The organism is Pseudomonas sp. HN8-3 (assembly GCF_020790195.1).
In the GTDB taxonomy this organism is placed as follows: domain Bacteria; phylum Pseudomonadota; class Gammaproteobacteria; order Pseudomonadales; family Pseudomonadaceae; genus Aquipseudomonas; species Aquipseudomonas synxantha_A.
In genome coordinates this window covers 4,378,815-4,405,169 of the sequence record NZ_CP086206.1, presented here as the reverse complement: position 1 = coordinate 4,405,169, position 26,355 = coordinate 4,378,815, and the positions used below count along the sequence as shown (strand labels likewise).

Annotated in this window: 23 protein-coding genes; 14 read left to right on the top strand and 9 right to left on the bottom strand. The window is 60.3% G+C overall.

The genetic code is table 11. From position 1 onward, the window contains the following. Positions 1-28 precede the first annotated feature (28 nt). From LJX92_RS19505 to LJX92_RS19475, 7 genes are all read left to right on the top strand, one after another. A complete protein-coding gene (locus LJX92_RS19505; RefSeq protein ID WP_228308839.1) occupies positions 29-1,018 on the top strand; it encodes an alpha/beta fold hydrolase in 990 nt (329 codons plus the stop codon). Between the two features lie 229 nt (positions 1,019-1,247). Then, complete coding sequence (rraA, locus tag LJX92_RS19500; RefSeq protein WP_005790380.1) at positions 1,248-1,739, top strand: ribonuclease E activity regulator RraA; 492 nt, start codon at positions 1,248-1,250, stop codon at positions 1,737-1,739. 15 nt (positions 1,740-1,754) lie between these two features. Continuing rightward, complete coding sequence (locus LJX92_RS19495; RefSeq protein WP_005790378.1) at positions 1,755-2,750, top strand: zinc transporter ZntB; 996 nt, start codon at positions 1,755-1,757, stop codon at positions 2,748-2,750. An 86-nt stretch (positions 2,751-2,836) separates the two neighbouring features. After that, a complete protein-coding gene (locus LJX92_RS19490) occupies positions 2,837-3,082 on the top strand; it encodes a hypothetical protein (RefSeq protein ID WP_005790375.1) in 246 nt (81 codons plus the stop codon). 2 nt (positions 3,083-3,084) lie between these two features. Further along, on the top strand, positions 3,085-3,909 hold the full coding sequence (locus LJX92_RS19485) for a mechanosensitive ion channel family protein (RefSeq protein ID WP_003193288.1): 825 nt from the start codon (positions 3,085-3,087) through the stop codon (positions 3,907-3,909). 87 nt (positions 3,910-3,996) lie between these two features. Further along, positions 3,997-4,587: an RNA polymerase sigma factor SigX gene (gene sigX, locus LJX92_RS19480; RefSeq protein WP_003193286.1), complete on the top strand. Its 591-nt coding sequence runs from the start codon at positions 3,997-3,999 to the stop codon at positions 4,585-4,587. A 107-nt stretch (positions 4,588-4,694) separates the two neighbouring features. Then, on the top strand, positions 4,695-5,675 hold the full coding sequence (locus LJX92_RS19475) for an OmpA family protein (RefSeq protein WP_005790371.1): 981 nt from the start codon (positions 4,695-4,697) through the stop codon (positions 5,673-5,675). A 60-nt stretch (positions 5,676-5,735) separates the two neighbouring features. Here the strand turns inward: LJX92_RS19475 and cobA are convergent, their stop codons facing one another. The 8 genes from cobA to LJX92_RS19435 all read right to left on the bottom strand — a co-directional run bounded on the left by cobA (position 5,736) and on the right by LJX92_RS19435 (position 17,011). Next, a complete protein-coding gene (cobA, locus tag LJX92_RS19470; RefSeq protein ID WP_228308838.1) occupies positions 5,736-6,479 on the bottom strand; it encodes a uroporphyrinogen-III C-methyltransferase in 744 nt (247 codons plus the stop codon). A gap of 10 nt (positions 6,480-6,489) precedes the next feature. Continuing rightward, a complete protein-coding gene (locus LJX92_RS19465) occupies positions 6,490-9,198 on the bottom strand; it encodes a nitrate reductase (protein ID WP_228308837.1) in 2,709 nt (902 codons plus the stop codon). Further along, a complete protein-coding gene (gene nirD, locus LJX92_RS19460; RefSeq protein ID WP_005790365.1) occupies positions 9,198-9,515 on the bottom strand; it encodes a nitrite reductase small subunit NirD in 318 nt (105 codons plus the stop codon). The genes LJX92_RS19465 and nirD overlap by 1 nt, the downstream gene beginning before the upstream one ends. Next, positions 9,512-11,965 (bottom strand): nitrite reductase large subunit NirB, encoded by a 2,454-nt coding sequence (gene nirB / locus LJX92_RS19455; RefSeq protein ID WP_032879922.1) that lies wholly within the window; start codon positions 11,963-11,965, stop codon positions 9,512-9,514. The genes nirD and nirB overlap by 4 nt, the downstream gene beginning before the upstream one ends. A 233-nt stretch (positions 11,966-12,198) precedes the next feature. Next, entirely contained in the window at positions 12,199-13,866 is a 1,668-nt protein-coding gene (locus tag LJX92_RS19450) for a bifunctional protein-serine/threonine kinase/phosphatase (RefSeq protein WP_228308836.1), read from the bottom strand. Then, complete coding sequence (locus LJX92_RS19445) at positions 13,866-15,077, bottom strand: nitrate/nitrite transporter (RefSeq protein ID WP_078822055.1); 1,212 nt, start codon at positions 15,075-15,077, stop codon at positions 13,866-13,868. Before LJX92_RS19445 ends, LJX92_RS19450 begins: the two co-directional genes overlap by 1 nt. 145 nt (positions 15,078-15,222) lie before the next feature. Further along, entirely contained in the window at positions 15,223-15,798 is a 576-nt protein-coding gene (locus LJX92_RS19440; RefSeq protein WP_005790358.1) for an ANTAR domain-containing response regulator, read from the bottom strand. A gap of 13 nt (positions 15,799-15,811) precedes the next feature. After that, on the bottom strand, positions 15,812-17,011 hold the full coding sequence (locus LJX92_RS19435) for a CmpA/NrtA family ABC transporter substrate-binding protein (RefSeq protein ID WP_228308835.1): 1,200 nt from the start codon (positions 17,009-17,011) through the stop codon (positions 15,812-15,814). Positions 17,012-17,257: 246 nt separating this feature from the next. On the opposite strand from LJX92_RS19435, the gene LJX92_RS19430 reads away from it, so the two are divergent. The 5 genes from LJX92_RS19430 (at position 17,258) to LJX92_RS19410 (ending at position 20,503) form a co-directional block, all read left to right on the top strand. Further along, entirely contained in the window at positions 17,258-18,169 is a 912-nt protein-coding gene (locus tag LJX92_RS19430) for a secretin N-terminal domain-containing protein (RefSeq protein ID WP_323134812.1), read from the top strand. A gap of 15 nt (positions 18,170-18,184) precedes the next feature. Beyond that, positions 18,185-18,400: a FliM/FliN family flagellar motor switch protein gene (locus LJX92_RS19425; RefSeq protein WP_228308834.1), complete on the top strand. Its 216-nt coding sequence runs from the start codon at positions 18,185-18,187 to the stop codon at positions 18,398-18,400. Between the two features lie 165 nt (positions 18,401-18,565). Next, entirely contained in the window at positions 18,566-18,949 is a 384-nt protein-coding gene (locus LJX92_RS19420; RefSeq protein WP_032879928.1) for a winged helix-turn-helix domain-containing protein, read from the top strand. Beyond that, on the top strand, positions 18,942-19,403 hold the full coding sequence (locus tag LJX92_RS19415; protein ID WP_279309750.1) for a transglycosylase SLT domain-containing protein: 462 nt from the start codon (positions 18,942-18,944) through the stop codon (positions 19,401-19,403). Before LJX92_RS19420 ends, LJX92_RS19415 begins: the two co-directional genes overlap by 8 nt. An 80-nt stretch (positions 19,404-19,483) precedes the next feature. Beyond that, complete coding sequence (locus LJX92_RS19410; RefSeq protein WP_005790346.1) at positions 19,484-20,503, top strand: quinone-dependent dihydroorotate dehydrogenase; 1,020 nt, start codon at positions 19,484-19,486, stop codon at positions 20,501-20,503. A gap of 127 nt (positions 20,504-20,630) precedes the next feature. On the opposite strand, the gene rmf is transcribed toward LJX92_RS19410, so the two are convergent. Continuing rightward, on the bottom strand, positions 20,631-20,846 hold the full coding sequence (gene rmf / locus LJX92_RS19405; protein WP_002553055.1) for a ribosome modulation factor: 216 nt from the start codon (positions 20,844-20,846) through the stop codon (positions 20,631-20,633). Between the two features lie 532 nt (positions 20,847-21,378). Here rmf and rlmKL point away from each other — a divergent pair. Together rlmKL and LJX92_RS19395 are read left to right on the top strand one after the other, a co-directional pair. After that, positions 21,379-23,643 carry a bifunctional 23S rRNA (guanine(2069)-N(7))-methyltransferase RlmK/23S rRNA (guanine(2445)-N(2))-methyltransferase RlmL gene (gene rlmKL / locus LJX92_RS19400; protein ID WP_228308833.1) on the top strand — a complete coding sequence of 755 codons (2,265 nt, stop codon included), beginning with the start codon at positions 21,379-21,381 and terminating at the stop codon, positions 23,641-23,643. 230 nt (positions 23,644-23,873) lie between these two features. After that, positions 23,874-26,300: a diguanylate cyclase gene (locus tag LJX92_RS19395; RefSeq protein WP_228308832.1), complete on the top strand. Its 2,427-nt coding sequence runs from the start codon at positions 23,874-23,876 to the stop codon at positions 26,298-26,300. Positions 26,301-26,355: the final 55 nt, after the last annotated feature.

Genomic DNA, 26,355 nt, shown 5'->3' with positions numbered 1-26,355 from the left:
ACGCCGCCCTTTTTTGTGCAAGAGCATTATGCAAAGCAGCAGCAACCTGTTTCCCGTCGCCTTGATCAGCGCTGAACGTCGTGGCGACCTGAGTGAAGACGTCTACCGGCTCAAGCCCGGCAATAGCCCTGATGGCACCGTCGAGCTGGCGGTTACCCGTTTGGGCCTGGCCGATGTCCCGGAAAACCGGGGCACGCCGATTATTTTGTTGCATGGCAGCTTTTCCAATCGGCGCTTCTGGTACTCGCCCAAGGGGATCGGCCTGGGCGCGTACCTGGCGCGCCGGGGTTTTGATGTGTGGATCCCGGAAATGCGCGGCCATGGGCTGTCCAAGCGCAACCATGAGTACGCCAGAAACCGCGTCGCCGATTACGCCCGCTACGATTTGCCGGCCATGGGGGCCTTTGTGCGTGAGCAAAGCGGGCAGGTCCCGCACTGGATCGGGCATTCCCTCGGTGCCACGACCTTGGCTGCGGCCCTGGGCGGGCAACATTTGGGGGCGCCTGAGGTGGCTTCGGTGGCATTGTTCGGCTGCCAGGTCAGCCGCACCCATTGGCCGTTGAAAATTCCACCCGTGGAGTGGGGTACTCGGTTGATCCTCAAGCGCCTTGCCCATGTGTCTGGCCCACGCTTCAAGCGCGGCCCCGAGGATGAGCCGGCGGGAGTGATGATCGAAGCGATGCGCTGGAATGGCCTGTTCGGCCGCTTCGGCGATGCCGAATGTGACTGGTGGAAGGGCTTGGCGCAGATCGATGTGCCGTTGCTCGCGGTCAGCGCGGCGGGCGATCGGCAAGACCCGGACTGGGCGTGTCGCAAGCTCTTCGAGCAGGTCGGCAGCGAGCATCGCCAGTATCTGTGCCTGGGGCGCGAGCAGGGTTTCAGCGAGGACTTCGGGCATGTGCAGATGCTGGTCAACAAAGCCGCGCAGGCCGAAGTATGGCCATTGGTGGAACGGTGGTTGAACGACCCACTGACACCATTATTCGGGACTCGACCCCAAGTGGCCGCAGCAGTTTGAGCAAACGCTCTACCAAGGGCGTTTCACTCTTGAGTGGTTGCGGCTAAGATATGACGCGCTGGGCGCTTCTGGTCATATTCAGTCGCGCAACGTGTATTGCGTTGCGCTGATGCGGGTCCGATCATGGCGGCTCACCACTGGCAGGCACTTAAAGAATGCCTGTCGCGGCGCGTTTTTCTGATGTACACCGTGGATGTTCGATCTCTTCTTTGACGACAGGAGCTTCTCGATGAACCATTACGTGACCCCCGACCTGTGTGACGCCTACCCGGAACTGGTGCAGGTAGTGGAGCCGATGTTCAGCAACTTCGGTGGCCGAGATTCTTTTGGGGGTGAGATCGTCACCATCAAATGCTTCGAAGATAATTCCCTGGTAAAGGAACAGGCTGACCAGCCGGGCGCTGGCAAAGTGATGGTCGTTGACGGCGGAGGCTCACTGCGCCGCGCGTTGCTGGGCGATCTGATTGCCGATAAAGCTGCGAAAAATGGCTGGGAAGGGCTGGTGATCTATGGTTGCGTCCGGGATGTGGATGTTCTCGCCCAGACCGACCTGGGTGTGCAGGCACTGGCCTCCCACCCGATGAAAACCGACAAGCGTGGCCTCGGTGACCTGAACGTCGTTGTGACGTTCGCGGGTGTGACGTTCCGTCCGGGTGAGTACATCTACGCCGACAATAACGGCGTGATCGTGTCGCCCAGCCCGCTGAAAATGCCTGAATAAACCCAAGGAGTCTGGATGTTCGAGGAAGAGAACGCGCAATGGGGGCTGGTACATGCCCTGGTGCTGGATGGTAAAGGCGGTGCGCGTTCGATTGCCCGGACTGAGCTCGACGATCTGCAGTTGCAACCCCAGGAAAGCCTGTGGCTGCATTGGGATCGCAGCCATCCCCAGACCCAGACCTGGCTGCGCAAATCCAGCGGCCTGAGCGAATTTGCCTGCGACCTGCTGCTGGAGGAGAACACCCGCCCACGGTTGTTGCCGTTGCCCGACGCCGAATTGCTGTTGTTTCTGCGCGGGATCAATCTCAACCCCGGGGCAGAGCCGGAGGACATGGTTTCGGTGCGTATCTTCGCCGCCGCCAATCGTGTGATCTCCCTGCGTTTGCGCCCGTTGCGCGCCACCGATGAGCTATTGGTGCAACTGGCGGACGGCAAAGGCCCTAAAACGGCGTCTGAACTCATCCTTTATATGGCTCAGTACCTGACCAACAAAGTGCAGGATCTGGTTACAGGGTTGTCTGAAATCGTCGATTCCGAGGAAGAAAAACTCGATGCCGACGAACGGTATACCCCAGAGCACGGCAGCGTTTTGCAGATCCGTCGGCGCGCGGCCGGGCTCAAGCGGTTTTTGGCACCACAGCGGGATATTTTTGCCCAGCTGACGCGAATAAAATTGGCATGGTTTTGCGATGACGATGCTGACTATTGGAACGAGTTGCACAACAGTCTGACCCGTTACCTGGAAGAGCTGGAACTGGCCAGAGAGCGCGTGGGGCTTGTGCTTGAGGCCGAAGACCGGCGCTTGAGCCTGCGCATGAACCGCACCATGTATCGCTTCGGGATCATCACCGGGATCTTCTTGCCGATGAGTTTTCTCACCGGTTTGCTCGGTATAAATGTGGGTGGCATTCCGTTCTCCGAGAGCCCCTACGGATTCATGATTGCGTGCCTGTTGATGGTCTCGGTGGCCCTGGGACAATGGTGGCTATTTCGACGATTACGATGGGTTTGAGCTGAATATGACCTGAACGTAAGAAAGGGTCGATGTGACCCGATGAATTTTACCCTCGTCTTTTAAATCACTTGCGAGAGGTCTCTATGCACGATCCGTTCGAACAGTCTTTGCGTGACATGCTCAATGCTTCGCCATCCAACCGTGATGACGATGCTTGCCTGGGTCGCGTATTGAAAACCGCCAACCGTCAGGTCGGTGCGGGTGATCTGTTCGGGCTGCTCGGGCGTTGGTTGCCGGCATTGATGATGGCCCTGAACAACGGTTCGGCCCATGTGTCACCGGTTTCGCGCCGTAAACCTCTTGCTCGCACTGCTGATAAGGCTGATTGAATATGGAACTTGATCTCTGGACCCAGAGCCTGGTCACCGCGATGACCGCATTGTGGACCAAGGTTGCGAATTTCATTCCCAACCTGTTTGGTGCCCTGGTCCTGGTGTTGCTGGGCTTTGTCGTGGCCAAGTTGCTCGACACCCTGTTGTCCAAGCTGCTCGCCAAACTCGGGCTGGATCGCCTGATGGCCGGCACCGGTTTGACCAAATTGCTGGGTCGCGCCGGGCTGCAGGTGCCGATTTCTACCTTGATCGGCAAGATCGTCTACTGGTTTGTTCTACTTATTTTTCTGGTTTCTGCAGCGCAATCCCTTGGACTTGAGCGAGTTTCAGCTACGCTCGACATGCTGGCACTGTATTTGCCGAAAGTTTTCGGCGGCGCGCTGGTGTTGCTGGTAGGTGTTTTACTCGCGCAATTGGCCAATGGGCTGGTGCGCGGGGCCGCTGAAGGCGTGGGGTTGGACTACGCGGCAGGCTTGGGGCGAATCGCACAGGGGCTGGTGATCATCATCAGTATTTCCGTCGCGATCAGCCAGTTGGAAGTCAAGACTGACCTGCTGAACCACGTTATTGTGATTGTTTTGATTACCGTTGGTCTGGCCGTTGCACTGGCCATGGGTTTGGGAAGCCGGGAAATTGCCGGTCAGATTCTTGCGGGAATCTATGTGCGTGAGCTATATCAGGTTGGGCAACAAGTGCGTGTGGGCGAGGTTGAAGGGCAGATCGAGGAGATCGGCACGGTCAAGACGACAGTGCTGACCGATGACGGAGAACTGGTTTCGCTGTCCAACCGGATTCTCCTGGAGCAGCAGGTCAGTAGCCGCTAATCCGGCAAACCCTGCTAATGTACGCCGCCGCAAACCCGGGTGACCGGGTTGCAACGGACATTGACCTGACTGCCGGCACGACTTGTTTTGAATAAAGCCCAAACGCTGTCCACGCGCTATGACCCCCGTGAGCTCTCTGATGAGGAGTTGGTCGCGCGCTCGCACACGGAGCTGTTTCACGTAACACGCGCGTACGAAGAATTGATGCGCAGGTATCAACGCACTCTGTTCAACGTTTGTTCAAGGTATTTGGGGAACGATAGAGACGCGGACGATGTCTGTCAGGAAGTGATGCTCAAGGTGCTATATGGCCTGAAGAACTTCGAGGGCAAATCGAAGTTCAAGACCTGGCTGTACAGCATCACGTACAACGAGTGCATCACGCAGTATCGGAAGGAACGGCGAAAGCGTCGCTTGATGGACGCTTTGAGTCTGGACCCCCTTGAGGAGGCGTCTGAAGAAAAGGCGCCGGCACCCGAGGAGAAGGGCGGACTTGATCGCTGGTTGGTGCATGTGAACCCGATTGACCGGGAAATTCTGGTGCTTCGCTTTGTCGCAGAGCTGGAATTCCAGGAAATCGCTGACATCATGCATATGGGCTTGAGTGCTACAAAAATGCGGTACAAACGTGCTCTTGATAAATTACGTGAGAAATTTGCGGGCGAGACTGAAACTTAGTGCGTAGCAAATATCTCTTACGTGTAGGCAAGTTCTGTTAGACTTGTCGCCGAGTTGTCCCCCGGTTTGTGGGACTGCTTTACAATCACCAGATGGGGATTTAACGGATGAAACTGAAAAACACCTTGGGCTTGGCCATTGGTTCTCTTATTGCCGCTACTTCTTTCGGCGTTCTGGCACAAGGCCAAGGCGCAGTTGAAGGCGAGCTGTTCTACAAGAAGCAGTACAACGATAGCGTTAAGCACATCGAAGACGGCTTCAACCCAGGCGCTCGCATTGGTTACTTCCTGACCGACGATCTGTCGTTGAATCTGTCGTACGACAAGACCAACCACACCCGTTCGAACGACGGCACTGGCAACCAGAAGATCAAAGGTGACACTGGCAGCCTCGTTGCTCAGTACCACTTCGGTCAGGCTGGCGTTGATAGCCTGCGTCCATACGTTGAAGGCGGTTTCGGCCACCAGAGCCGTACCAACGTCAAGGCTGACGGCCACAGCGGTCGCGACCAGACCACTTTCGCCACCATCGGTACTGGCGTGAAGTACTACTTCACCAACAACCTGTACGCTCGTGCTGGTGTTGAAGCTGACTACGGTCTGGACAACGGCAAGTGGGACTACTCCGCACTGGTTGGCCTGGGCGTGAACTTCGGCGGTAACGCTGGCGCAGCTGCTCCAGCTCCTACCCCAGCACCAGCTCCAGAGCCAGTTCCAGAGCCAGAAGCTCCGGTTGCTCAGGTTGTTCGTGTTGAGCTGGACGTTAAGTTCGACTTCGACAAGTCGGTTGTTAAGCCTAACAGCTACGGCGACGTGAAAAACCTGGCCGACTTCATGGCTCAGTACCCAGACACCAACGTAGAAGTTGCTGGTCACACTGACTCCGTCGGTCCAGACGCTTACAACCAGAAGCTGTCCCAGCGTCGTGCTGACGCTGTTAAGCAAGTCCTGGTTAAAGATGGCGTAGCTCCTAGCCGCATCACTTCCGTTGGTTACGGTGAGTCCCGCCCAGTTGCTGACAACGCAACTGAAGCTGGCCGCGCTGTTAACCGTCGCGTAGAAGCAGCTGTTGAAGCCACCGCTAAGTAATTAGCCTGGCTTTACAAAAAAACCCGGCTTAGGCCGGGTTTTTTTCGCCTGGAATTTGCCTCAGGCACTGGCCGCCGTCGCCAGGCAAGCCGCCTGCGCAGCACCAGCAACGCTACCAATCACCAGGATAGCCGGGCTTTTCAGGGCGAACGCTTGCGCATCCTCATGCATCCGCGCCAGATCACTGCGGCATTCGCGCTGCTGGGGCAGCGAAGCATTTTCGATCATCACCACGGGCATGTCCGGGGCCATGCCGCCTTCGAGCAACTGCTGACGAATCTCCTCCAGCTTCGCCACGCCCATGTACACCACCAGTGTGGTTCCACTTTCCGCCAGTGCGCGCCAGTTCAACGCGCTGTCGTCCTGAGTATGAGCAGTGACCAGCGTCACCCCACGGCTCACACCGCGTAACGTCAGGGGAATATCGCAGCTCGTCGCCCCGGCTAACCCCGACGTGATGCCGTTGACCAACTCCACCTCAATGCCACGTTCGCGCAGCCACAGCGCCTCTTCGCCACCGCGACCAAAAATGCACGGGTCGCCGCCCTTGAGCCGCACCACGCATTTGCCCTGGCGGGCATAACGCAGCATCAGGCGATGGATAAAATCCTGGGGCGTGGAGCGGCAGCCACCGCGTTTACCGACGGTAATCACGCGTGCATCGCCGCAGTGTTCGAGCACGGCCGGGTTGACCAGGTCATCAATCAGCACCACGTCCGCTTCATGCAGGGCTCTGACTGCCTTGAGGGTCAGCAACTCCGGATCACCGGGCCCAGCGCCTACCAGCCACACTTTTGCGCTCATGTTGTTCCCCTTACACACTGATGGCGATTGGCTGCGGTTTGCTGGCCAAAAGACGTTTGATTTCCGGCACGCAGGAGCCGCATTGGGTGCCGCAACCCAGTTCCCGTTTAAGTCCATCCAGGTCCAGGCCACGTCCAACGCCCGCACACACGGCGTTTTCGCTGACGTTCTTGCAGTTGCACACAATCTTGTTGCTGGCCGTTGCGGCACCGGGTGGCGCGCTTAAAGGTGCCAACAGCCAGCGTCGCAGTTGCTCGTCGGCGCGGCCTTCCAGCCACAGGCTTTGCAACCAGTGGCGGGCCAGGGTTTCGCCGGCCAGGCGCAGGGCGGTGATACGGCCTTTTTCGATTTTCACGCGCTTGCCGATCGAGCGGCGCGGGTCGTCGTAGGCCATGACCGGACCGTCGTTCAGGCCCAGCAAGTGGTCAATCCGAGTCAACAAATGCAGGTCCGGCGCCTCGGTATGGGCTGCCCGTACCAGCAACGCAGGGCGTTCACGGCCGGCCAGGCTAAGGCTGACGTAGGCAAATTCCTCACACAGCGGGCGCAGCGCTTCGAAATGCTGCTGCACATTGCCCTCGATCAACGCGAACAGCTGCCACGGCAGTTGCACGGCTTCCAGACGCACCCCGCTGTGCTTGAGTTCAGGCTGTTTGGACAGTGGGTCAAACGCCGGTTGGGTGATCACATTGACGCCGCCCTTGAGAAAGCGGTCGCCCCAATGCATCGGCAGAAATGCCTGGCCGGGCCGTACGCTGTCATCGCTGCTGACAGCGACGATCACGCTGCCGCGACGGCTTTTCAGGCTGACCAGGTCACCTTCCTGGAGGCGGTGGCGGCGAAGCTCGTCCGGGTGCAGGCTCAACAGCGCTTCACTGACATGCCCGAACAACTGTGCGGCCGTGCCGGTGCGGCTCATACCGTGCCACTGGTCACGCAGACGGCCGGTGATCAAGGTCAGGGGGAAGCGCGCGTCCCGTTGTTCCTTGGCCGCGCGGTAAGGGTCGGCCACAAACCGCGCCCGGCCATTGTCGGTGGGGAAGATGCCGTCGGTGTACAAGCGCGCTGTGCCTGCCTGTGCGCCTGTAGGAAACGGCCATTGCTGCGGGCCGAGTTGGTCGAGCAGGCCATGGCTGATACCGGACAAGTCGAGGTCACGCCCTTGAGTGAGCCCCTTGAACTCGTCAAACAGCTGCGCCGGCTGTGCAAAGGCGAACAGGCTGGGCAACCCTGGCCGTAGGCGACGCTCCAGGCGCTGTGCGAAATCTACGGTAATTGCCCAGTCCGCCCGCGCCTCTCCCGGTGGGCTGATGGCGCGGCGTACGTGGGAAATACGCCGCTCGGAGTTGGTGACCGTGCCGTCTTTTTCGCCCCAACTGGCGGCAGGCAACAGCAGGTCGGCATAAGTGGCGGTTTCGGTGGTGCGAAAAGCCTCCTGCAACACCACGAACGGGCACGCCGCCAAGGCCGCACGCACGGCGTTCTGGTCGGGCAAGGATTGTGCAGGGTTGGTGCAGGCGATCCACAGGGCCTTGATCTTGCCTGCCTGCATCTGTTCAAACAGTTCGATCGCGGTAAGGCCGGCGGGTGCAGGCAGTTGCTCCACACCCCAATAGGTGGCCACTTCAGCGCGATGTGCCGGGTTGGACGCCTCGCGGTGGCCCGGCAGCAGGTTGGACAGGCTGCCGGTTTCGCGACCGCCCATGGCATTCGGTTGACCGGTCAGGGAAAACGGCCCGCACCCCGGCCTGCCAATGGTGCCCGTGGCCAAGTGCAGGTTGATCAACGCGCTGTTTTTTGCGCTGCCGGCAGTGGATTGGTTGAGGCCCATGCACCATAGCGACAAGAAGCTGCTGGATGTGCCGACCCACTGCGCACATAGGCGCAGTTGTTCGACGCTGATCCCGCACAACTGCGTGACCATCTGCGGCGTGTAGTCATGCACCAGGCGTTTGAGCTCGGCCAGGCCATCGGTGTGGGCCTGGATGAACGCACGATCAATCCAGTCTTCCCACAGCAGCAAATGCAAAATCCCGTGAAACAACGCCACGTCCGTCCCCGGCAAGATTGCCAGGTGCAGGTCAGCCAAATCGCAGGTGTCTGTACGCCGAGGATCAATCACCAGCACTTTCATCTGCGGGCGCTGCGCCTTGGCCTGCTCCAGGCGTCGGAACAATACCGGGTGGGCGTAGGCCATATTACTGCCGACGATCATCACGCAGTCGCTGTTTTCCAGGTCTTCATAACTGCATGGCGGCGCATCGGCGCCCAGGCTGCGTTTGTAGCCGACCACCGCCGATGACATGCACAGCCGAGAATTGCTGTCGATATTGTTGGTGCCCACCAACGCCCGGGCCAGCTTGTTGAAGCTGTAGTAATCCTCGGTCAACAGTTGCCCAGAGATATAGAACGCCACGCTGTCCGGGCCGTGCTCGGCGATGGTCTCGGCGAATACGTTGGCGGCGTGATCCAGGGCGGTGTCCCAGTCGGTGCGGGCACGGGCCAAACCTTTGCCCAGGCGCAACTCCGGATACAGGGCGCGTGCGCTCACGTCGCCGGTCAGGTGCAGGCTGGCGCCTTTGCTGCACAATTTGCCGAAGTTGGCCGGATGGCTCGGATCGCCTTGCACCCCCAGGATCTGCTCGCCGTCATGCTCGATCAGCACGCCGCAGCCCACGCCGCAATAACAGCAGGTGGACGCGGTGGTCTGGCGGTTCATCAACCCGCGTCCCGCAGGGCCAGCATCACCCGGCCGTTTTCTACCCGGGCCTGATGATGGTGGGCACAGCCGATATCCGGGGCCTGGGCTTCGCCGGACGCCAGGTCGATCTGCCAGTTGTGCAGCGGGCAGGCGACGCGCTTACCGTAGATCAAACCTTGGGAGAGCGGGCCGCCCTTGTGCGGGCAACGGTCGTCAAGGGCGAAGACTTCGTCGTCACTGGTACGAAAAATCGCGATGTCGCCTTTGGGCCCACTGATGATGCGCGAGCCCAGGGTATTGATTTCATCAAGGGCGCAGATATCCAGCCAGTTCATAGCGACACCTCCAGTTGTTTGACCGGGATAACGTCGAACTCCTTTTTCAGCAGCGGCTGTTCCAGGCGTTCCTTCCACGGGTCCTGTTCGAATGACAGCGAGAACTGCAAACGCTCATTGAGCGCCTGGCGGCGGGCCGGGTCTTCCAGAACGGCCTTCTTGATGTGCTCCATGCCCACCCGTTGCAGGTAGTGCACCGTGCGTTCCAGGTAGAACGCTTCTTCGCGGTACAGCTGCAGAAATGCGCCGTTGTATTCGCGCACTTCATCGGCGGTCTTGAGCTTGACGAAAAACTCCGCGACTTCGGTCTTGATGCCGCCGTTGCCACCGATATACATCTCCCAACCGGAGTCGACACCGATAATTCCCACGTCCTTGATGCCCGCTTCCGAACAGTTGCGTGGGCAACCGGACACCGCCAGCTTGACCTTGTGCGGTGACCACATATTGAACAGGTCATGCTCCAGTTCGATGCCCAGTTGGGTGGAATTCTGCGTGCCGAAACGGCAGAACTCGCTGCCCACGCAGGTTTTCACGGTGCGGATGGATTTGCCGTAGGCATGGCCGGACGGCATGTCCAGGTCCTTCCACACCCCTGGCAAGTCCTGCTTCTTGATGCCGAGCAAGTCGATGCGCTGGCCGCCGGTGACCTTGACCATCGGCACGTTGTACTTGTCGGCCACATCGGCGATGCGGCGCAGCTCCGAAGGATTGGTCACGCCGCCCCACATCCGTGGGACTACAGAGTAGGTGCCGTCTTTCTGAATATTGGCGTGGGCCCGTTCGTTGATCAGTCGTGATTGCGGGTCGTCCTTGGCCTCGCCCGGCCAGGTTGAAATCAGGTAGTAGTTGAGAGCGGGGCGGCAGGTGGCGCAGCCATTGGGGGTACGCCAGTTCAGGTAGCGCATGGTGCTATCGATAGTCAGCAAGTGCTGCTCGCGGATAGCCTGACGGATCTGCCCGTGATTAAGGTCGCTGCACCCACAGATGGCCTTTTCGCTTTTGGGTTTGACGTCAGCCGCGCCGCCCACGGTGTTGATCAGGATCTGCTCAACCAGCCCGGCACAGGAACCGCAGGAGCTGGCGGCCTTGGTGTGTTTTTTCACCTCATCGACGCTGAACAGCCCTTGTTCCTGGATTGCCTTGACGATGGTGCCTTTGCACACGCCGTTGCAGCCGCAGACCTCGGCGCTGTCGGCCATGCTCATGGCTTTGTCCTGGCCTTGATGGCCCACATCGCCCAAGGCGTTCTCACCGAACATCAGGTGATCGCGGATCTCGCCAATTGCATGGTTCTCACGGATCTGGCGGAAGTACCAACCACCATCCGCGGTATCGCCGTACAGGCACGCACCGACCAGGATGTCGTCCTTGATTACCAGCTTCTTGTATACGCCGCCGATCGGGTCGGAGAGGGTGATGGTCTCGGTGCCTTCACCGCCCATGAAGTCGCCGGCAGAAAAGAGGTCGATGCCGGTCACCTTCAGCTTGGTCGAGGTCACCGAGCCTTTGTAAGTGGCAAAGCCCAGTTGGGCCAAGTGGTTGGCGCAGACCTTGGCTTGTTCGAACAGCGGCGCCACCAGGCCATAGGCGATCCCGCGATGGCTGGCGCATTCGCCGATCGCGTAGATGCGCGGGTCGTAGGTTTGCATCGTGTCGTTGACCAGGATCCCACGGTTGCAGGGGATGCCGGACTTCTCCGCCAGTTCGGTGTTGGGGCGGATACCGGCGGCCATCACCACCAGGTCGGCGGGGATGATGTCGCCATTCTTGAACTGCACCGAGCCGACGCGACCATTGCCGGCATCGTGCAGGGCCTGGGTCTGCTCGCACAGGCGAAACACCAGGCCACGGCTTTCCAGTTCGGTTTGCAGCAACTGGCCGCTGGTCTTGTCCAGTTGGCGTTCCAGCAGCCATTCACCGAGATGCACCACCGTCACGTGCATACCGCGCAGCATCAGGCCGTTGGCCGCTTCCAGGCCGAGCAGGCCACCACCGATCACCACCGCGTGCTTGTGGGTCTTGGCGGTGTCGATCATCGCCTGGGTATCGGCAATGTCTCGGTAGCCAATCACGCCCTGCAAGGTGTTGCCGGGAATCGGCAGGATAAACGGCGTAGAACCGGTGGCGATCAGCAGGCGATCGTACTCGGCCTCGGTGCCGTCTTCGGCGATGACTTTGCGCTTGACCCGGTCGATCTGCACCACCTTGCGGTTGAGCAGTAGCTTGACGTTGTTATCCAGGTACCAGTCGAGGTCGTTGAGCACGATCTCTTCGAAGGTTTGCTCACCGGCCAGCACCGGCGACAGCAGGATGCGGTTGTAGTTGGTGTGGGGCTCGGCGCCGAATACGGTGATGTCGTACAGCTCGCTGCTCAGCTTGAGCAATTCTTCAAGGGTGCGAACCCCGGCCATGCCGTTGCCGATCATCACCAGTTTGAGTTTTTTCATGTCGTTCTCCGCAATGGCTCGACAAATCATGCGCAAACAAAAAAAGGCGTCCCCGCTAGTCAGCTAGCGAGGACGCCTTTGTCCTGGTCCCGTTCTCTCGGGAAGCTCGACCCTTCGACGTTGAAGGGGCGGCTATATGTGGGTTGTTGGAAGACCTAATGCAGCAGCTGTGCCAAGTTGCATACCCCCAGTTTTATTGGGCGTTTAAACAGGAGAGATGTGGATTTTGCTCGTTAGTGGTGCAGCAGCCAGTACAGCAGCACCAGATTGATCAACAGTGAGGCCACTGCCAGGGTTTGCCAGACCTTCAGCGGCTCGCGCTCCAGCAGCGGCCGTGGCCGTACGCTCAGTTCGCGGCGGTCGGCCTGTTCCAGTACCAGCAGCCATTCTTCGGCAGTTTCATAGCGCTGTGCGGGCAGGGCGGCCACGGCGCGCTCCAGGCTGTGGGGCAACCAATCCGGCAGGTCGGGGCGATAGCGGCTGGCGCTGACAGGCTGGTTGAAACGCGGGCGTTGGAAGGCTTCGATTTCGCCGTAGGGGTAATGCCCAGTCAGCAGGTAATACAAGGTCACACCGACACTATACAAATCCTGTTGCGCAGTAGGATGCTCGCCTGCGAAAGCTTCGGGCGCGATAAAACTCGGGGTGCCGGGCAGTAAGTGGGCACGGTCTTCAGAAAGGCCAGGGCAGTAGGCCAGGCCAAAGTCCAGCACCCGCAGTTCCCCGTCATCGCCCAGCAGCAGGTTTTCCGGCTTGATGTCGCGGTGCAGAATCTGTCGGCGATGCAGCAGGCCCACGGCGCGCAGCAAGCGTTCGGCGATTGACTGCCATTGCGCCAGCGGCAGCGGGCCTTGTTGTTGAAACAGCTGGGCGAGGGTCTGCCCGGGGTATTCGCGCATCACGTAGTACAAATGCTGACGACCACTGGCGGTATGCACCTCCGGAAAGGCACGGCCAGCGACGCGGCGCAGAAACCATTCCTCCGATAACAAGGCTTGGGCGGCGTCGGTGTCATCGTGGCGCAAGGGCAAGGTCTTGAGCAGCCAGGGTTGCCGCTGCGCATCGTGCACGCGGTACAGCAACGATTGCCGACTCTGCGCGAGCACGCTTTGCACCTCCCAGCCTTCAAAGATCTGCCCAACCTTCAGCGGCGGCGGCGTTGGCCATTGCTGCAACTGCACCAAGGCGTCGCCGAGGGTGGCGGCGCCGAGTTGGTCGATGCGCACCAGCAAGGCGCTGGCGTTGTCTTGGCTGCCGGCCAGGTGGGCGGCGCTGACCAGGGTGCTGACGGCCAGGTCGAGGTCGTCTTGCTCACGCAGAATCGCGCCAATGCTGTGATCGCCCAACGTCGCCCACACCCCGTCGCTGAGCAAGAGGAAACATTCGCCCTCGCGCAATTGGCCGTCGAGGAAGTCCAGCACCAGGTGCTGATCCAGGCCAAGGGCGCGTTTGAGTACGTGCTGCATACCCGGCTGTTCCCACACATGGTCTTCGCTGAGGCGTTGCAACTCGCCGTCGAACCAGCGATATGCACGGCAATCACCGACATGGGCCAGCGTGAAGCGTTGGCCGCGAAACACCAGGGCGCTGAGGGTGGTGAGCAACGGTTGCCCACCACCGTTGGCTTGCAGCCAGCGATTTTGCGCGACCAACAGACGTTCGAGCGCCTGGGCCACCCCCCAGGTCTGCGGCGTGGCGTAGTAGTCCAGCGCCAGCGCCTGCAAGGTCGAGCGCGCGGCCAGGCCACCGTCGGCGCATTGGCTGACGCCATCGGCCAATGCGCACAGGTAGCCTTTGCTCGCCGCCAGTTCCGCCATCGGTGTGACCACCCGCAGCGCATCCTGGTTTTCACTGCGTGGGCCAATGGCGCTGGCCTGGGCGACGCTCAGTCGAAGGCTCATCAGACGCGGGCAGCGGTGACCGCAGCCGAGCCCCAGGTGGTTCTCCAGCGGCGCTTGACGCCATGCAGGCCAAACCAGGCCAGCACTCCGAGGCTGGCGAACAACCACAGCGCCAACTGGTAACTGCCGGTGCTCTGTTTGATCGCGCCCATGCCGGCGGCGAGGGCGAAGCCGCCGATGCCACCGGCCATGCCGATCAAGCCGGTCATTACGCCGATCTCACTGCGAAAACGCTGCGGCACCAATTGGAATACCGCGCCATTTCCGGCACCCAGGCCGAGCATGGTGCAGACGAAAAGCGCCAGCGCCGCGTAGGAGCTGGGCAGGTTGAAACCCACTGCGGCAATACAGATCACCGCCACGCTGTACATGCCGAGCAGGGTCTTGATCCCGCCAAAACGGTCGGCCAGGGCGCCGCCCAGCGGGCGCATCAGGCTGCCACCGAACACGCAGGCCGCGGTGTAGTAACCGGCGGTCACCGGGCTCAGGCCGTATTGGTCGTTGAAGTAGCCGGGCAGGGCGCTGGCCAGGCCGATGAAGCCACCAAAGGTCACGCTGTAGAAGAACATGAACCACCAGCTGTCGCGGTCGCCCAGGGCCTTGAAGTAGTCGGCCATGGACTTGGCTTTCGGACGTTGTGGCGCGTTGCGTGCGAGCCAGGCGAATACGATCAGGGTAAGGACCAGCGGAATCAGCGCAAAGCCGAACACATTGCTCCAGCCGAACGCAGCCGCCAGCACCGGTGCCAGCAAGGCGGCAAATACGGTGCCGGAATTACCGGCACCGGCGATGCCCATGGCCTTGCCCTGGTGCTCTGCGGGATACCACTGCGATGCCAGGGGCAGAGCTACGGCAAAGGAGGCACCGGCCATGCCCAGAAACACGCCCAGCAGCAAGGCTTGCTCGTAACTGTGGATCCCCAGCTTCCAGGCGCAGAACAGCGCCACGATCACAATCACTTGGCCTATCAGCCCAGCGGTCTTGGGTGACAGCTTGTCGGCCAACATGCCCATCAGAAAACGCAGGACCGCGCCCGCCAGGATCGGCGTGGCCACCACCAGGCCGCGCTGCTGGGTGGTCAGGTGCAGGTCGGCGGCAATTTGCACCGCCAGCGGGCCCAACAGGTACCAGACCATGAAACTCAGGTCGAAATACAGGAACGCGGCAAACAGGGTCGGGGTATGCCCGGATTTCCAGAAGCTTGATTTCATCACGCACCTCAACGGTTGGGGGTCTGAAACGAAAAAACGCCGCCACCGGGTTCGCGAGGGCAAACCGGGTGGGCGACGTCTTTGTCGTGGAGGGGCAACCGCCGTTGGTTACCTGTGAGGATTCTTTAGCAAGAGCTGAGCCAGATCAGCCGAGCAACTCGCTCATGGCAATAATCTGCTCTGCCACCTGGATCAGTTTCTGCTGGCGACTCATGGCCTGACGGCGCATCAGGGTGTACGCCTCTTCTTCATTACAGCTCTTCATTTTCATCAGCAGGCCCTTGGCCAACTCGATGCGTTTACGTTCGGCCAATTGCAGGTCGCGGGCCTGCAACTGCGCGCGCAGGGCCTGGTCACTCTCGAAGCGGGCCATGGCCACATCAAGGATCGGTTGCAGGCGTTGGGCCTGAATGCCTTCGACGATATAGGCACTGACGCCGGACTTGATTGCCTGGCGCATCACATTCGGGTCATGCTCATCGGTAAACATCACGATAGGCCGGGGCTGGTCGCGGCTGACCAACACCACTTGCTCCATCACATCGCGGCCGGGTGACTCGGTATCGATCAGGATCACGTCCGGGCGCACTGTTTCGACGCGTGCGGGCAGGTCGATGGTCAGGCCGGATTCATCGATCACCTCGAAGCCGGCTTCGGTCAGGGCGGCCTTGAGGCGCCCGACCTTGCGCGGGGTGTCATTGATCAACAGGATTCGTAGCATCATTGAGCTCCTGTCAGCGCAGCGCTTGACGGTGGTTGTCATCGCCCAGGGCATTGAGGCGGAAGCTGCGGGCGTAACCGGCGGGGTCGGAGCCGTCCCAGATTTTGCCGTCGATCAATTGACTGCTGCGCATCGGCGCGTCGCCAAGGCTGAGGCCCAGCGCATCGGCGGCCTGGCGATACAGTGCCAATTGCTGGACCTGGCAGGCGACGCCGAGGTAGTCAGGGTCTTCACGCAACAAGCCCCAACGCCGGAACTGGGTCATGAACCACATGCCGTCGCTGAGGTAGGGCAAATTCACCTCGCCACCGGCGAAAAAGCGCAAAGCATGGGGATCCTGCCACTGGTTACCCAAGCCGTCCTCGTAATGACCCAGCAGACGCGGCTCGATGCAGTCCAACGGGGCGTCGAGGTAGTCGCGAGCGCTGAGCAACTGCGCGGTGGAACGGCGGTTTTCAATGCTCTGTTCGATAAACCGGCTGGCCTCGAGGATCGCCATGACCAATAGGCGGGCGGTATTGGGAAACGCGTCGACGAACGCCTGGGTGCAGCCCAGGACCTTTTCCGGATGATTGGGCCAGATCGCCTGGGTGGTCGCCAGAGTAAAGCCTTGATGATGTTGCACTGCACTGGCACTCCAAGGCTCGCCGACACAAAAACCGTCGATGCGTCCGGCCTGCAGGTGCGCCACCATTTGCGGCGGCGGCACCACCACGCTGTTCACATCCTGCAATGGATGAATGCCTTGGCTCGCCAGCCAGTAATACAACCACATGGCGTGGGTGCCCGTGGGAAATGTCTGGGCGAAGGTCAGTTTTGTCCGGCTTTGGTGCACGTGGCGTTCCAGCGCTTCAGGAGTGACCACTCCCTGGTGTTGCAGGCCGTGGGACAGGTTGATGCTCTGACCGTTCTGGTTGAGGCCCATCAGTACGGCCATGTCGGTAGGCGCAACGCCGCCGATGCCCAGATGCACGGCATAGATCAGCCCGTACAGACCGTGGGCGGCGTCCAGCTCGCCACTGACCAGCTTGTCCCGCAGGTTGGCCCAGGATGATTGGCGCTTGAGGTTCAGTGTGAGGCCGTAGGGCTGGGCGAAGCCCTGGGTGGCAGCGACCACCAACGACGCGCAATCGGTCAGGGCCATGAACCCCAGGTCAAGGCTGCTCTTTTCCGGGGCATCGCTGCCGTTTACCCAAGCCAGCGGATCGTTCATCAATACCTGCCTTTTCTGAAAAAAAAGCGTCGTTTCCCGGCTTGGCGTGACAGGCCATTGCCGGGTAACGACGCCTTTGTCCGTAGGCCCGCGCCGCCTTTGGTGCGGGCCTGATACAAAGTGCGAAGCAAGGCACATGCCACGGGGGCGTGGTGCAGTCTGCCGTCAACTTTCCATCATGATTGAACCTCTTGCGCCTCGCAGTATGGCCGCTTCTTCAGGCCAGATCGCCCAGGAATACCCACGGTGCACACTGATTCCCCGAACCCCATGAACTGCCGCTGGCTGCACTGCGGGTTACTGTGTGCCGCCCTGTTGCTGGGTAGCCGCGCAGCCTGGGGCCAGGCGTACCAGGCACAGGATGAAAGTTTGCATACTTTCTTTACCGCGCTGTCGGGGCCATTGGGCCTGCCTGTGGTCACCAGCCGTGCGGTGGCGCGCAGGCGCATCAGCGGAACCTTCGACTTTGCAGCGCCGCAACGGGTCCTGGAAACCCTCGCTGAGCAGCAAGACCTGATCTGGCACCGCAGCGGGCAAGTGGTGCATCTCTACACCGCCGATGAGGTGCGTAGTTCTGCGGTCGTGCTGCGGCATATCTCAGTCAATCGGCTGCGCGGCATCATGCGGCGTGCGGGGCTGGATGAGCCGCGCTACCCATTGCGTGAGATCGGGGCACGTACGTTCTACGTTTACGGGCCACCGAGCTATGTCGATCATGTCTTGCGGCTGACCAGCCTGATGGACCAGCCACGCCGCAAGCAGCCCGAAGGCGCAACGGCATTCGGCGTTGTCCAGGTGATCAATGCAGCTGTTCAGGACCGCCAGCAAGGAGAGGGTGCCAATAAGGTCCGCGTACCGGGTATGGCTGCCATGATCGAAGCCCGGCTATCCCCTGAGCAGAAAGGCCAATTGGCAGACGGTAGCCTGGTGTTGGTGGCCTATTCGGATACCAACAGTTTGTTGATCAAGGGCCAGCCTGCCCAGGTGAGTCTTATCGAAAAACTGGTGGCGGAGCTGGATAGCGCCACGGTCCAGGATGACGTTTCGTCAGGCCCTGACCCATTACCGCCACCTCCCGCGCCTGCGCAATTGAGCACAGCACAACATGAGCGTGTGCAGCGTGCGTTCCTGCGCACCGATCGTGAGTTTTCCCCATGAAAAAGGCGTTTGTCCATGCACCTGGAAATACTGCTGCAGGAGCAATTGATCAGCCGCAAGCGTTTGGCTGCGTTCGCACCGGGGAAGGTGCTGCCTCTGGATCCAGGGGCGACTCGAAGTGTGGAGGTACGGGTCAATGGGCAACTGATGGCGTTGGGTGAGCTGGTGCAACTGGAGGATCGGCTGGGGGTTGAGTTGCAGGAGACGTATCAGGAATGGCTACCCCAATAAGTGCGTCAGGAGAATTGTCTGACCGAAAGTTTCCAAAAAAGGGCGCCCGAATGGGCTTTGTCCTAGCGCGAGCCGTAGGCCGGTTTTTTATAGTCGTGACATTGGCAGGTGAGCCGGTACGGAAACTAAGGATGTGAATGTCAGTAGTAAAAAGCAGAGGTGCGTATGGCCGTCGTGATTGATGAATCGACGACCTCCCTGGTCTTCGCTCGTTGGACCTTGCATGGCGATGGCCGGTTGACGGGCGGCGATGCGGATATTCAGTTGCCGCCCAAGGAGTGGCATGTGCTGCGATTGTTGCTGGCCTCCGGTGGCACGCTGATGACCAAGGATCGCCTGCTGGAGCTGGCCTGGCCCCGGGGAGAGGTGGCCGATGAGTCACTGACGCGCTGTATCTATTCCCTGCGCAAACATTTGAGGGCCGACAAAGGGTTTATCAAGACGATTTATGGCAAGGGGTATCGCTTTACGTGCCCGGTGCGGGTGGGGGAACCACCACGGGGTGTCGTGCATGTGTGCTCTGTGTGTGGCCAGGCCAGCAATGCTTAAGGTTTGGAGCGTGGTACTGCTGCTCAGTGGGCTGATGGGCAGTCACCAGGTACTGGCCTATTGCTGGGACGAGGCGGCCAGCCGGTACGATCTCGAACCGGAACTGTTGCAGGCTATCGCTGATGTCGAATCGGGTTCGCGTGCGCAGGCGATCAACTACGCCAACCGCAATGGCACGCGTGATATCGGCTTGATGCAGATCAACAGCATCCACCTGCCGCGTTTGCTCAAACAGGGCATTACCGAGGAGCGGTTGTTGAGCGAACCTTGTTTGTCGGTGCAAGTCGGTGCTTCGATTCTGGCCGAGTTTATTCAGCGTTTCGGCTACAACTGGATGGCGGTGGGTTCCTACAATGTTGGACCGGGCCCTGGCTCGCAGCGTGAGGCGTTGCGCCAGCGCTACGCCGAAAGGATCTGGGTGCGTTATCAGGCGTTGATTGCTCAGCGCCGATGAGCGCAGCACGCCTCGCATGAGGCCCGCCACCCCGGCTATAATCGCGTCACCTTTTGCCGCCATCCGAGTCTAGCCCGCCCATGTATACCTTGGCCCGCCAGCTGTTGTTCAAACTCTCCCCGGAAACCTCCCACGATCTGTCCCTGGACTTGATCGGTGCCGGTGGCCGCCTGGGGCTCAATGGCCTGGTATGCAAGGCTGCGGCGAAAGTGCCGGTGTCGGTGATGGGCCTGGATTTTCCCAATCCGGTCGGCCTGGCAGCCGGCCTGGACAAAAACGGCGCGGCCATCGACGGGTTTGCACAGTTGGGGTTCGGCTTCGTTGAAATCGGCACCGTGACGCCACGGCCACAGCCGGGAAATCCCAAGCCACGCATTTTCCGCCTGCCGGACGCAGAGGCGATCATCAATCGCATGGGTTTCAACAACCTCGGCGTCGATCACCTGTTATCGCGGGTTCAAGCGGCAAAATACACAGGCATCCTCGGGATCAATATCGGCAAGAACTTTGACACGCCGGTAGAGCGTGCAGTGGACGATTACCTGATCTGCCTGGACAAGGTTTACGCCCACGCCAGCTACGTCACCGTCAACGTCAGCTCGCCCAATACCCCGGGCCTGCGTAGCCTGCAATTCGGTGACTCCCTCAAACAACTGCTCGAAGCCTTGCGCCAGCGTCAGGAAGACTTGGCCGTGCGTCATGGCAAGCGCGTACCCCTGGCAATCAAGATCGCCCCGGACATGAGCGATGAAGAAACCGTACTGGTGGCCCAGGCCCTGGTGGATGCGGGCATGGACGCAGTGATTGCGACCAACACCACCCTCAGCCGCGTGGGCGTCGAGGGGCTGGCCCATGGCGACGAGGCGGGCGGCCTGTCCGGCGCGCCGGTACGGGACAAGAGCACCCATATCGTCAAGGTGCTGGCGGCCGAGTTGGCCGGGCGTTTGCCGATCATCGCGGTGGGCGGTATTACCGAAGGCAAGCACGCGGCCGAGAAGATCGCGGCTGGCGCCAGCCTGGTGCAGTTGTACTCCGGCTTTATCTATAAGGGGCCGGCGTTGATTCGCGAGTCGGTGGATGCCATCGCTGCCCTGCGCTGACAATCTGCCAGGCAATAAAAAGGGCTCCATAAAGGAGCCCCTGGGCCGAAGCCCGCCGCCCGGATGGGGCGCGCGTGGTTAAGTCGTTACTCATTCAAAGATGTGTGTCGGAATAAAATGCCCCTGATTAGCCGACGGCGTGAAGTTCGTTGAGTCTGTGGATGCCCGCAGTGCCAGTCATACCGTCCCAGTTGTCGCCGCGTCCTTCTCGCCAGCCGTTGATCCAGGCTTGGCGTACCGACGGTAGAGTAAATGGGCAAAGCTCACGGGATTTTCCATGAACGCCATATTGATATCCGCGTAAAAATGCTCTTTCCAACGGATCACGCTTAAGTCTTCTCATAGGGTGTTTCCCTCACTTGTTGACTGTCTAGATATCCTTCGGCCTTGTCCAAGGCCGGGCAGAGTTTTTCTGCCGTTGGTGGGCTCGCTGCCGGCGTGGCGAGCCGATGTGTCGGCGTCGTTACGGCGCCAACCTGTGTTGAGTTCTAACCAATAGGTCACATGTATTCAATGATCGTTTTGTCATAAGCACGTAACGATAACGATGCTATAGCCATAAGCTGGGATGGTTTTTCGCCCCTTTTATGCAGCAAAGCCAGCTATGATGTGCCCTGCACAGCGAAGCGGGTTAATCCTTTAGTGAGAATGCCCGCCTGTTGCAGTCGGTTATTATTCGACGAAGGGTCTGAATATTTCCTTTTGTTGCTTCACATTGTTTCTCTGCCCCGTCAAACAAGGCTCAACGGCCCGGAAAGCGGGGTGGGACGGCACATTCGTGCCACGCGAGCACTCTTCAAGAAAAGTGCTTGATTGAAAACCGAGCCGGCGATGCGTCGCCCGTTCATTTATTGCTGAAAAGCCTGGAATGCCCCATGTCGGACCGTTTTGAACTCTTCCTCACTTGCCCCAAGGGCCTCGAAGGCCTGCTGATCGAGGAAGCCGTCGGGCTTGGCCTTGAGGACGCCCGCGAGCACACCTCGGCCGTTCGCGGCATGGCCGACATGGAAACCGCCTACCGCCTGTGCCTGTGGTCACGCTTGGCCAACCGTGTGCTGCTGGTACTCAAGCGCTTCCCGATGAAGGACGCCGAAGACCTCTACCACGGCGTGCTGGATATCGAATGGGCCGACCACATGGTTCCCGACGGTACCCTGGCGGTCGAGTTCAGCGGTCACGGCTCGGGCATCGACAACACTCACTTCGGCGCGCTGAAGGTCAAGGATGCGATCGTCGACAAGCTGCGCACCCCAACCGGCGAGCGTCCATCCATCGACAAGATCAACCCGGATCTGCGCATTCACCTGCGCCTGGACCGTGGCGAAGCGATCCTGTCCCTGGATCTTTCCGGCCACAGCCTGCACCAGCGTGGCTACCGCCTGCAGCAGGGCGCGGCACCGCTGAAGGAAAACCTGGCAGCGGCGATCCTGATTCGTGCCGGCTGGCCACGCATTGCAGCCGAAGGCGGTGCGCTGACCGACCCGATGTGCGGCGTCGGCACCTTCCTGGTTGAAGGCGCGATGATCGCCGCCGACATGGCCCCCAACCTCAATCGCGAGCTGTGGGGTTTCACCACGTGGCTGGGCCACGTCCCGGCGCTGTGGAAAAAGCTGCACACCGAGGCCAGCGAGCGTGCGGCCATTGGTATGAACAAGCCACCGCTGTGGGTCCGCGGTTACGAAGCCGACCCGCGCCTGATTCAACCCGCCCGCAATAACATCGAACGCGCCGGCCTGAGCCACTGGATCAAGGTGTACCAAGGCGAAGTGGGCACGTTCGAGCCGCGCCCGGACCAGAACCAGAAAGGCCTGGTGATCTGCAACCCACCCTACGGTGAGCGCCTGGGTGACGAAGCCAGCCTGTTGTACCTCTACCAGAACCTCGGCGAGCGCCTGCGCCAGGCCTGCATGGGCTGGGAAGCTGCGGTGTTCACCGGCGCGCCGGACCTGGGCAAGCGCATGGGCATCCGCAGCCACAAACAGTATTCGTTCTGGAACGGCGCGTTGCCGTGCAAATTGCTGCTGATCAAGGTCAACCCGGATCAGTTCGTCACCGGCGAACGTCGCACGCCGGAGCAGCGCCAGGCTGAGCGTGAGCAAGCGGCTTACGACCAGGCGCCGACCGAGCCCGTTGAGCGCCAGTACAACAAGAACGGCAACCCGATCAAGCCAGCCCCGGCCCCGGTGGTCGAACAGGCGCGCTTGAGCGAAGGCGGGCAGATGTTTGCCAACCGCCTGCAAAAGAACCTCAAGCTGCTGGGCAAATGGGCCAAGCGTGAAGGCGTGGATTGCTACCGTGTGTATGACGCCGACATGCCCGAGTACTCCATGGCCATCGACCTGTACCACGATTGGGTTCACGTACAGGAATACGCGGCACCAAAATCCATCGACCCGGAAAAAGCCTCGGCGCGCATGTTCGACGCCCTGGCAGCGATTCCCCAGGCCCTGAACGTCGACAAGAGCCGCGTGGTGGTCAAGCGTCGCGAGCGTCAGAGCGGCACCAAGCAATACGAACGCCAGAGCGCCCAGGGCAAGTTCACCGAGGTCAGCGAAGGTGGCGTGAAGCTGCTGGTCAACCTCACCGACTACCTGGATACCGGCCTGTTCCTCGACCACCGCCCGATGCGTATGCGCATCCAGAAAGAAGCGGCCGGCAAGCGCTTCCTCAACCTGTATTGCTACACCGCCACCGCCAGCGTCCATGCTGCCAAGGGTGGAGCGCGCAGCACCACCAGCGTCGACCTGTCCAAAACCTATCTGGACTGGGCGCGTCGCAACTTCTCCCTCAATGGTTTCTCCGACAAGAACCGCCTGGAGCAGAGTGATGTCATGGCGTGGCTGGAGGCCAGTCGCGATGAGTTCGATATGATTTTCATCGATCCGCCGACCTTCTCCAACTCCAAGCGCATGGAAGGTATCTTCGACGTGCAGCGTGACCACGTGCAGTTGCTCGACCTGGCCATGGCGCGCCTGGCGCCGGGTGGCGTGCTGTACTTCTCCAACAACTTCCGCAAGTTCCAGTTGGAAGACAACCTCAGCGAACGCTATGCGGTCGAAGAGATCAGCGACAAGACCATCGACCCGGATTTTGCGCGCAATGCGAAGATCCACCGGGCCTGGAAAATCACTGCTCGCTGATTAATATCAGCAGTTCTGAATGCGCCGAGTATCCAGTGTGGGAGGGGGCTTGCTCCCGATAGCAGAGTATCAGTCACCAATGGAATGGCTGATCCACCGCTATCGGGAGCAAGCCCCCTCCCACATTAAGCCCCTGCAGTTTTTAGGCTGGTCAAACACCCGACCAATGGCTATAACTTAAACCCCAGCCAACGTGACACCCCCGCACACTGGCGTTGTGAGTGTTGCCTATGCCGATGCAAGCTGTCCGCCCGAAAATCCTTGGTTTTATCAGTGAACAGGCGTCGGCTTGGCTGGTGGCATTGGTGGTGTTGTTGGCTGGCAGCGCGTTGACGATGGTTGTCGCGTGGGCGACTGCCGACCTGTATCAGCAACAGGTGCGCCAGCGTTTCCAGTTGCTGGTCAATGAGCGCTACACCCGCATCCAGGAGCGTTTTGAGGATCAGGAGTTGCGCCTGGGTAGCCTGCAGCGTTTCTTCATCAACTCTGGCGATGTCTCCCGTGCCGAGTTCGACGGCTTCGCCCAGCCTCTGTTGCTCAATGCGCGTGCCTACGCCTGGGCACCGCGCATATTTCGTGAGCAGCGCAGGGCGTTCGAGCGAGAGATTTCCCGTCAGCGTGGCATCCCTTTCAGCATCCGTGAACTCAATGGCTTGGGTGAGTTGGCGCCCGCGCCCGAGCGCGATGAATACGTACCGGTGTTGTACAGCCAGACGCAGAGCTTGCTGGGTTCGCCCTTGGGGTTTGACCTGCTGGCCCAGCCCTTGCGCCGTTCAGCCCTGGAGCGTGCGCAAAAAAACGCCAGGCCGGCAGTGTCACAGCCCATGCAATTGGTGGGCGTGGAGCCTGCCTACGCGGCCGGCGTGCTGCTGGTGGCGCCAGTGAGCAAAGCTGTTGGCAGCGAGCCCTACGGATTTGTCATGGCGGTGCTCAGCATGCGCCAACTGGTGGCCGATGGGTTGCCCAAACCGAATCGCGATAATCTGGTCATGCAGATCGTCGACACCTCCGATACGCAGCAACGGGTGTTGTATGCATCCAGCAATACGGTGGGCAACAGCGACCTGACGGCGACACGCCGCCTCACCCTTGGCGATCACGTCTATGCCCTGAGCCTGCGTGCCAGCGAGGTGTTCGACAAGGCCAATCATTCCTCGATGAATACCATTCTGGGCATGGGTGTGCTGCTCAGCGCCTTGCTCAGTGCCTTGCTCTACGTGCTGGTCAGCCAGCGCCAGCGTGCGCTGAAACTGGTGGAACAGCGCACCGTGCAGTTGCGCTTGCGTGAGCAAGAGTTGCGTGGGGCTCACGGGCAATTACGCAGTGTGCTGAATGCGGCGACTCAGGTCGCGATCATCGCCACCGATTTGCGCGGTGTTATCAACACCTTCAATGCTGGCGCCGAACAGATGTTGGGTTTCAAGGCCGAAGAGGCGCTGGGTCGCCTGACCCTGGAAAGCCTGCACCTGGCGGTGGAACTCGAAGCGCGGGCTGCGCCGTTGAGCCTGGCGCTAGGCAAGCGTATTGCGCCGAGCCAGGCAATGCTGGTGGAGAGCCCTGACAGCCTGCATGAAGCTCGCGAGTGGACGCTGGTGCGCAAGGACGGTACCCAACTGACGGTCAACATGCTGGCCACCGTGCTCCTGGACGACTTTGGCCTGTGGGTCGGGCACTTGGCAATTTACCTGGATATCACCGAGCAAAAGCGCGCCTATGAAGCCCTGGCCGCCCGGGACCGTCTGCTGAAAAAACTCAGTGCTCATGTGCCTGGCGGGATTTTCCAGTTCACCCAGGACCTGCAGGGCAATGGGCGTTTCATTTACGCCAGCGAAGGTATGCGCGATATCTATGAAATCGAACTTGGCGCATTACAGCAGGATGCAGGCAAGGTGCTGGAACGCATTCACCCCTTGGACATTGAGCGAGTGCGTGCCTCGATACGTTTGTCGGCGTTGCAACTGAGCCATTGGCGCGAAGAATATCGCGTGCAGTTGCCTCAGCGAGGCTTGCGCTGGATTCGCGGCGAAGCGACACCTGAAGAGTTACCTGGAGGCGGTACGCTTTGGCACGGTTATGTGTCGGATATTTCCGATCTCAAACGGGTCGAGGAAGAACTGCGCGCGCTTTCCATCACTGACTCTCTGACGGGCATCTATAACCGGCGTTATTTTCAGGATCGGCTCAAGGGCGAGATGCTGCGGATCAACCGCACCTCGGGTGCACTGTCGTTGATCATGCTCGATATCGATCACTTCAAGCGCATCAACGACCAGCATGGTCACGCCGTGGGCGACGGGGTGTTGCAGGAGTTGTGCAAGCGCATAGGCCAGCGCTTGCGCCGTACCGACGTGTTTTGCCGCCTGGGTGGGGAAGAATTCGTGGTGCTGTGCCCAAGTACCAATGGTGCCCAGGCCTATAGCCTGGCAACTCAGTTGTGGCAGTCGTTGCGCGATACGCCGATGGAACCGGTGGGCATCGTCACTGCCAGCTTTGGCGTAGCCAGTTGGCGGACCGATGAAGATATCGATGGGTTGCTGCTGCGCGCTGATTCGGCAGTGTATGTGGCCAAGCAGGCGGGCAGGGACCGGGTCGAGGCGTGTGGGAGCGAGCAAGCCCTACTGACTGTAGGAGCGAGCTTGCTCGCGAAAAAACCATAGACGCCGCGTGTACTCAGGAAACACGCGTGATCGTTGACGTTTTTCGCGAGCAAGC

Excerpts from the sequence above, each read along its gene's own strand:
- LJX92_RS19420 (WP_032879928.1), top strand. The coding sequence starts at position 18,566 with ATGGCCGTCGTGATTGATGAATCGACGACCTCCCTGGTCTTCGCTCGT.
- LJX92_RS19440 (WP_005790358.1), bottom strand. The coding sequence starts at position 15,798 with ATGCTACGAATCCTGTTGATCAATGACACCCCGCGCAAGGTCGGGCGC.
- nirB (WP_032879922.1), bottom strand. The coding sequence starts at position 11,965 with ATGAAAAAACTCAAACTGGTGATGATCGGCAACGGCATGGCCGGGGTT.
- LJX92_RS19475 (WP_005790371.1), top strand. The coding sequence starts at position 4,695 with ATGAAACTGAAAAACACCTTGGGCTTGGCCATTGGTTCTCTTATTGCC.
- rmf (WP_002553055.1), bottom strand. The coding sequence starts at position 20,846 with ATGAGAAGACTTAAGCGTGATCCGTTGGAAAGAGCATTTTTACGCGGA.
- LJX92_RS19450 (WP_228308836.1), bottom strand. The coding sequence starts at position 13,866 with ATGAGCCTTCGACTGAGCGTCGCCCAGGCCAGCGCCATTGGCCCACGC.
- LJX92_RS19465 (WP_228308837.1), bottom strand. The coding sequence starts at position 9,198 with ATGAACCGCCAGACCACCGCGTCCACCTGCTGTTATTGCGGCGTGGGC.
- cobA (WP_228308838.1), bottom strand. The coding sequence starts at position 6,479 with ATGAGCGCAAAAGTGTGGCTGGTAGGCGCTGGGCCCGGTGATCCGGAG.
- nirD (WP_005790365.1), bottom strand. The coding sequence starts at position 9,515 with ATGAACTGGCTGGATATCTGCGCCCTTGATGAAATCAATACCCTGGGC.
- LJX92_RS19415 (WP_279309750.1), top strand. The coding sequence starts at position 18,942 with ATGCTTAAGGTTTGGAGCGTGGTACTGCTGCTCAGTGGGCTGATGGGC.
- LJX92_RS19495 (WP_005790378.1), top strand. The coding sequence starts at position 1,755 with ATGTTCGAGGAAGAGAACGCGCAATGGGGGCTGGTACATGCCCTGGTG.
- LJX92_RS19445 (WP_078822055.1), bottom strand. The coding sequence starts at position 15,077 with ATGAAATCAAGCTTCTGGAAATCCGGGCATACCCCGACCCTGTTTGCC.
- LJX92_RS19410 (WP_005790346.1), top strand. The coding sequence starts at position 19,484 with ATGTATACCTTGGCCCGCCAGCTGTTGTTCAAACTCTCCCCGGAAACC.
- rraA (WP_005790380.1), top strand. The coding sequence starts at position 1,248 with ATGAACCATTACGTGACCCCCGACCTGTGTGACGCCTACCCGGAACTG.
- LJX92_RS19395 (WP_228308832.1), top strand. The coding sequence starts at position 23,874 with ATGCCGATGCAAGCTGTCCGCCCGAAAATCCTTGGTTTTATCAGTGAA.
- rlmKL (WP_228308833.1), top strand. The coding sequence starts at position 21,379 with ATGTCGGACCGTTTTGAACTCTTCCTCACTTGCCCCAAGGGCCTCGAA.
- LJX92_RS19435 (WP_228308835.1), bottom strand. The coding sequence starts at position 17,011 with ATGAACGATCCGCTGGCTTGGGTAAACGGCAGCGATGCCCCGGAAAAG.
- LJX92_RS19490 (WP_005790375.1), top strand. The coding sequence starts at position 2,837 with ATGCACGATCCGTTCGAACAGTCTTTGCGTGACATGCTCAATGCTTCG.
- LJX92_RS19485 (WP_003193288.1), top strand. The coding sequence starts at position 3,085 with ATGGAACTTGATCTCTGGACCCAGAGCCTGGTCACCGCGATGACCGCA.
- LJX92_RS19505 (WP_228308839.1), top strand. The coding sequence starts at position 29 with ATGCAAAGCAGCAGCAACCTGTTTCCCGTCGCCTTGATCAGCGCTGAA.
- LJX92_RS19425 (WP_228308834.1), top strand. The coding sequence starts at position 18,185 with ATGCACCTGGAAATACTGCTGCAGGAGCAATTGATCAGCCGCAAGCGT.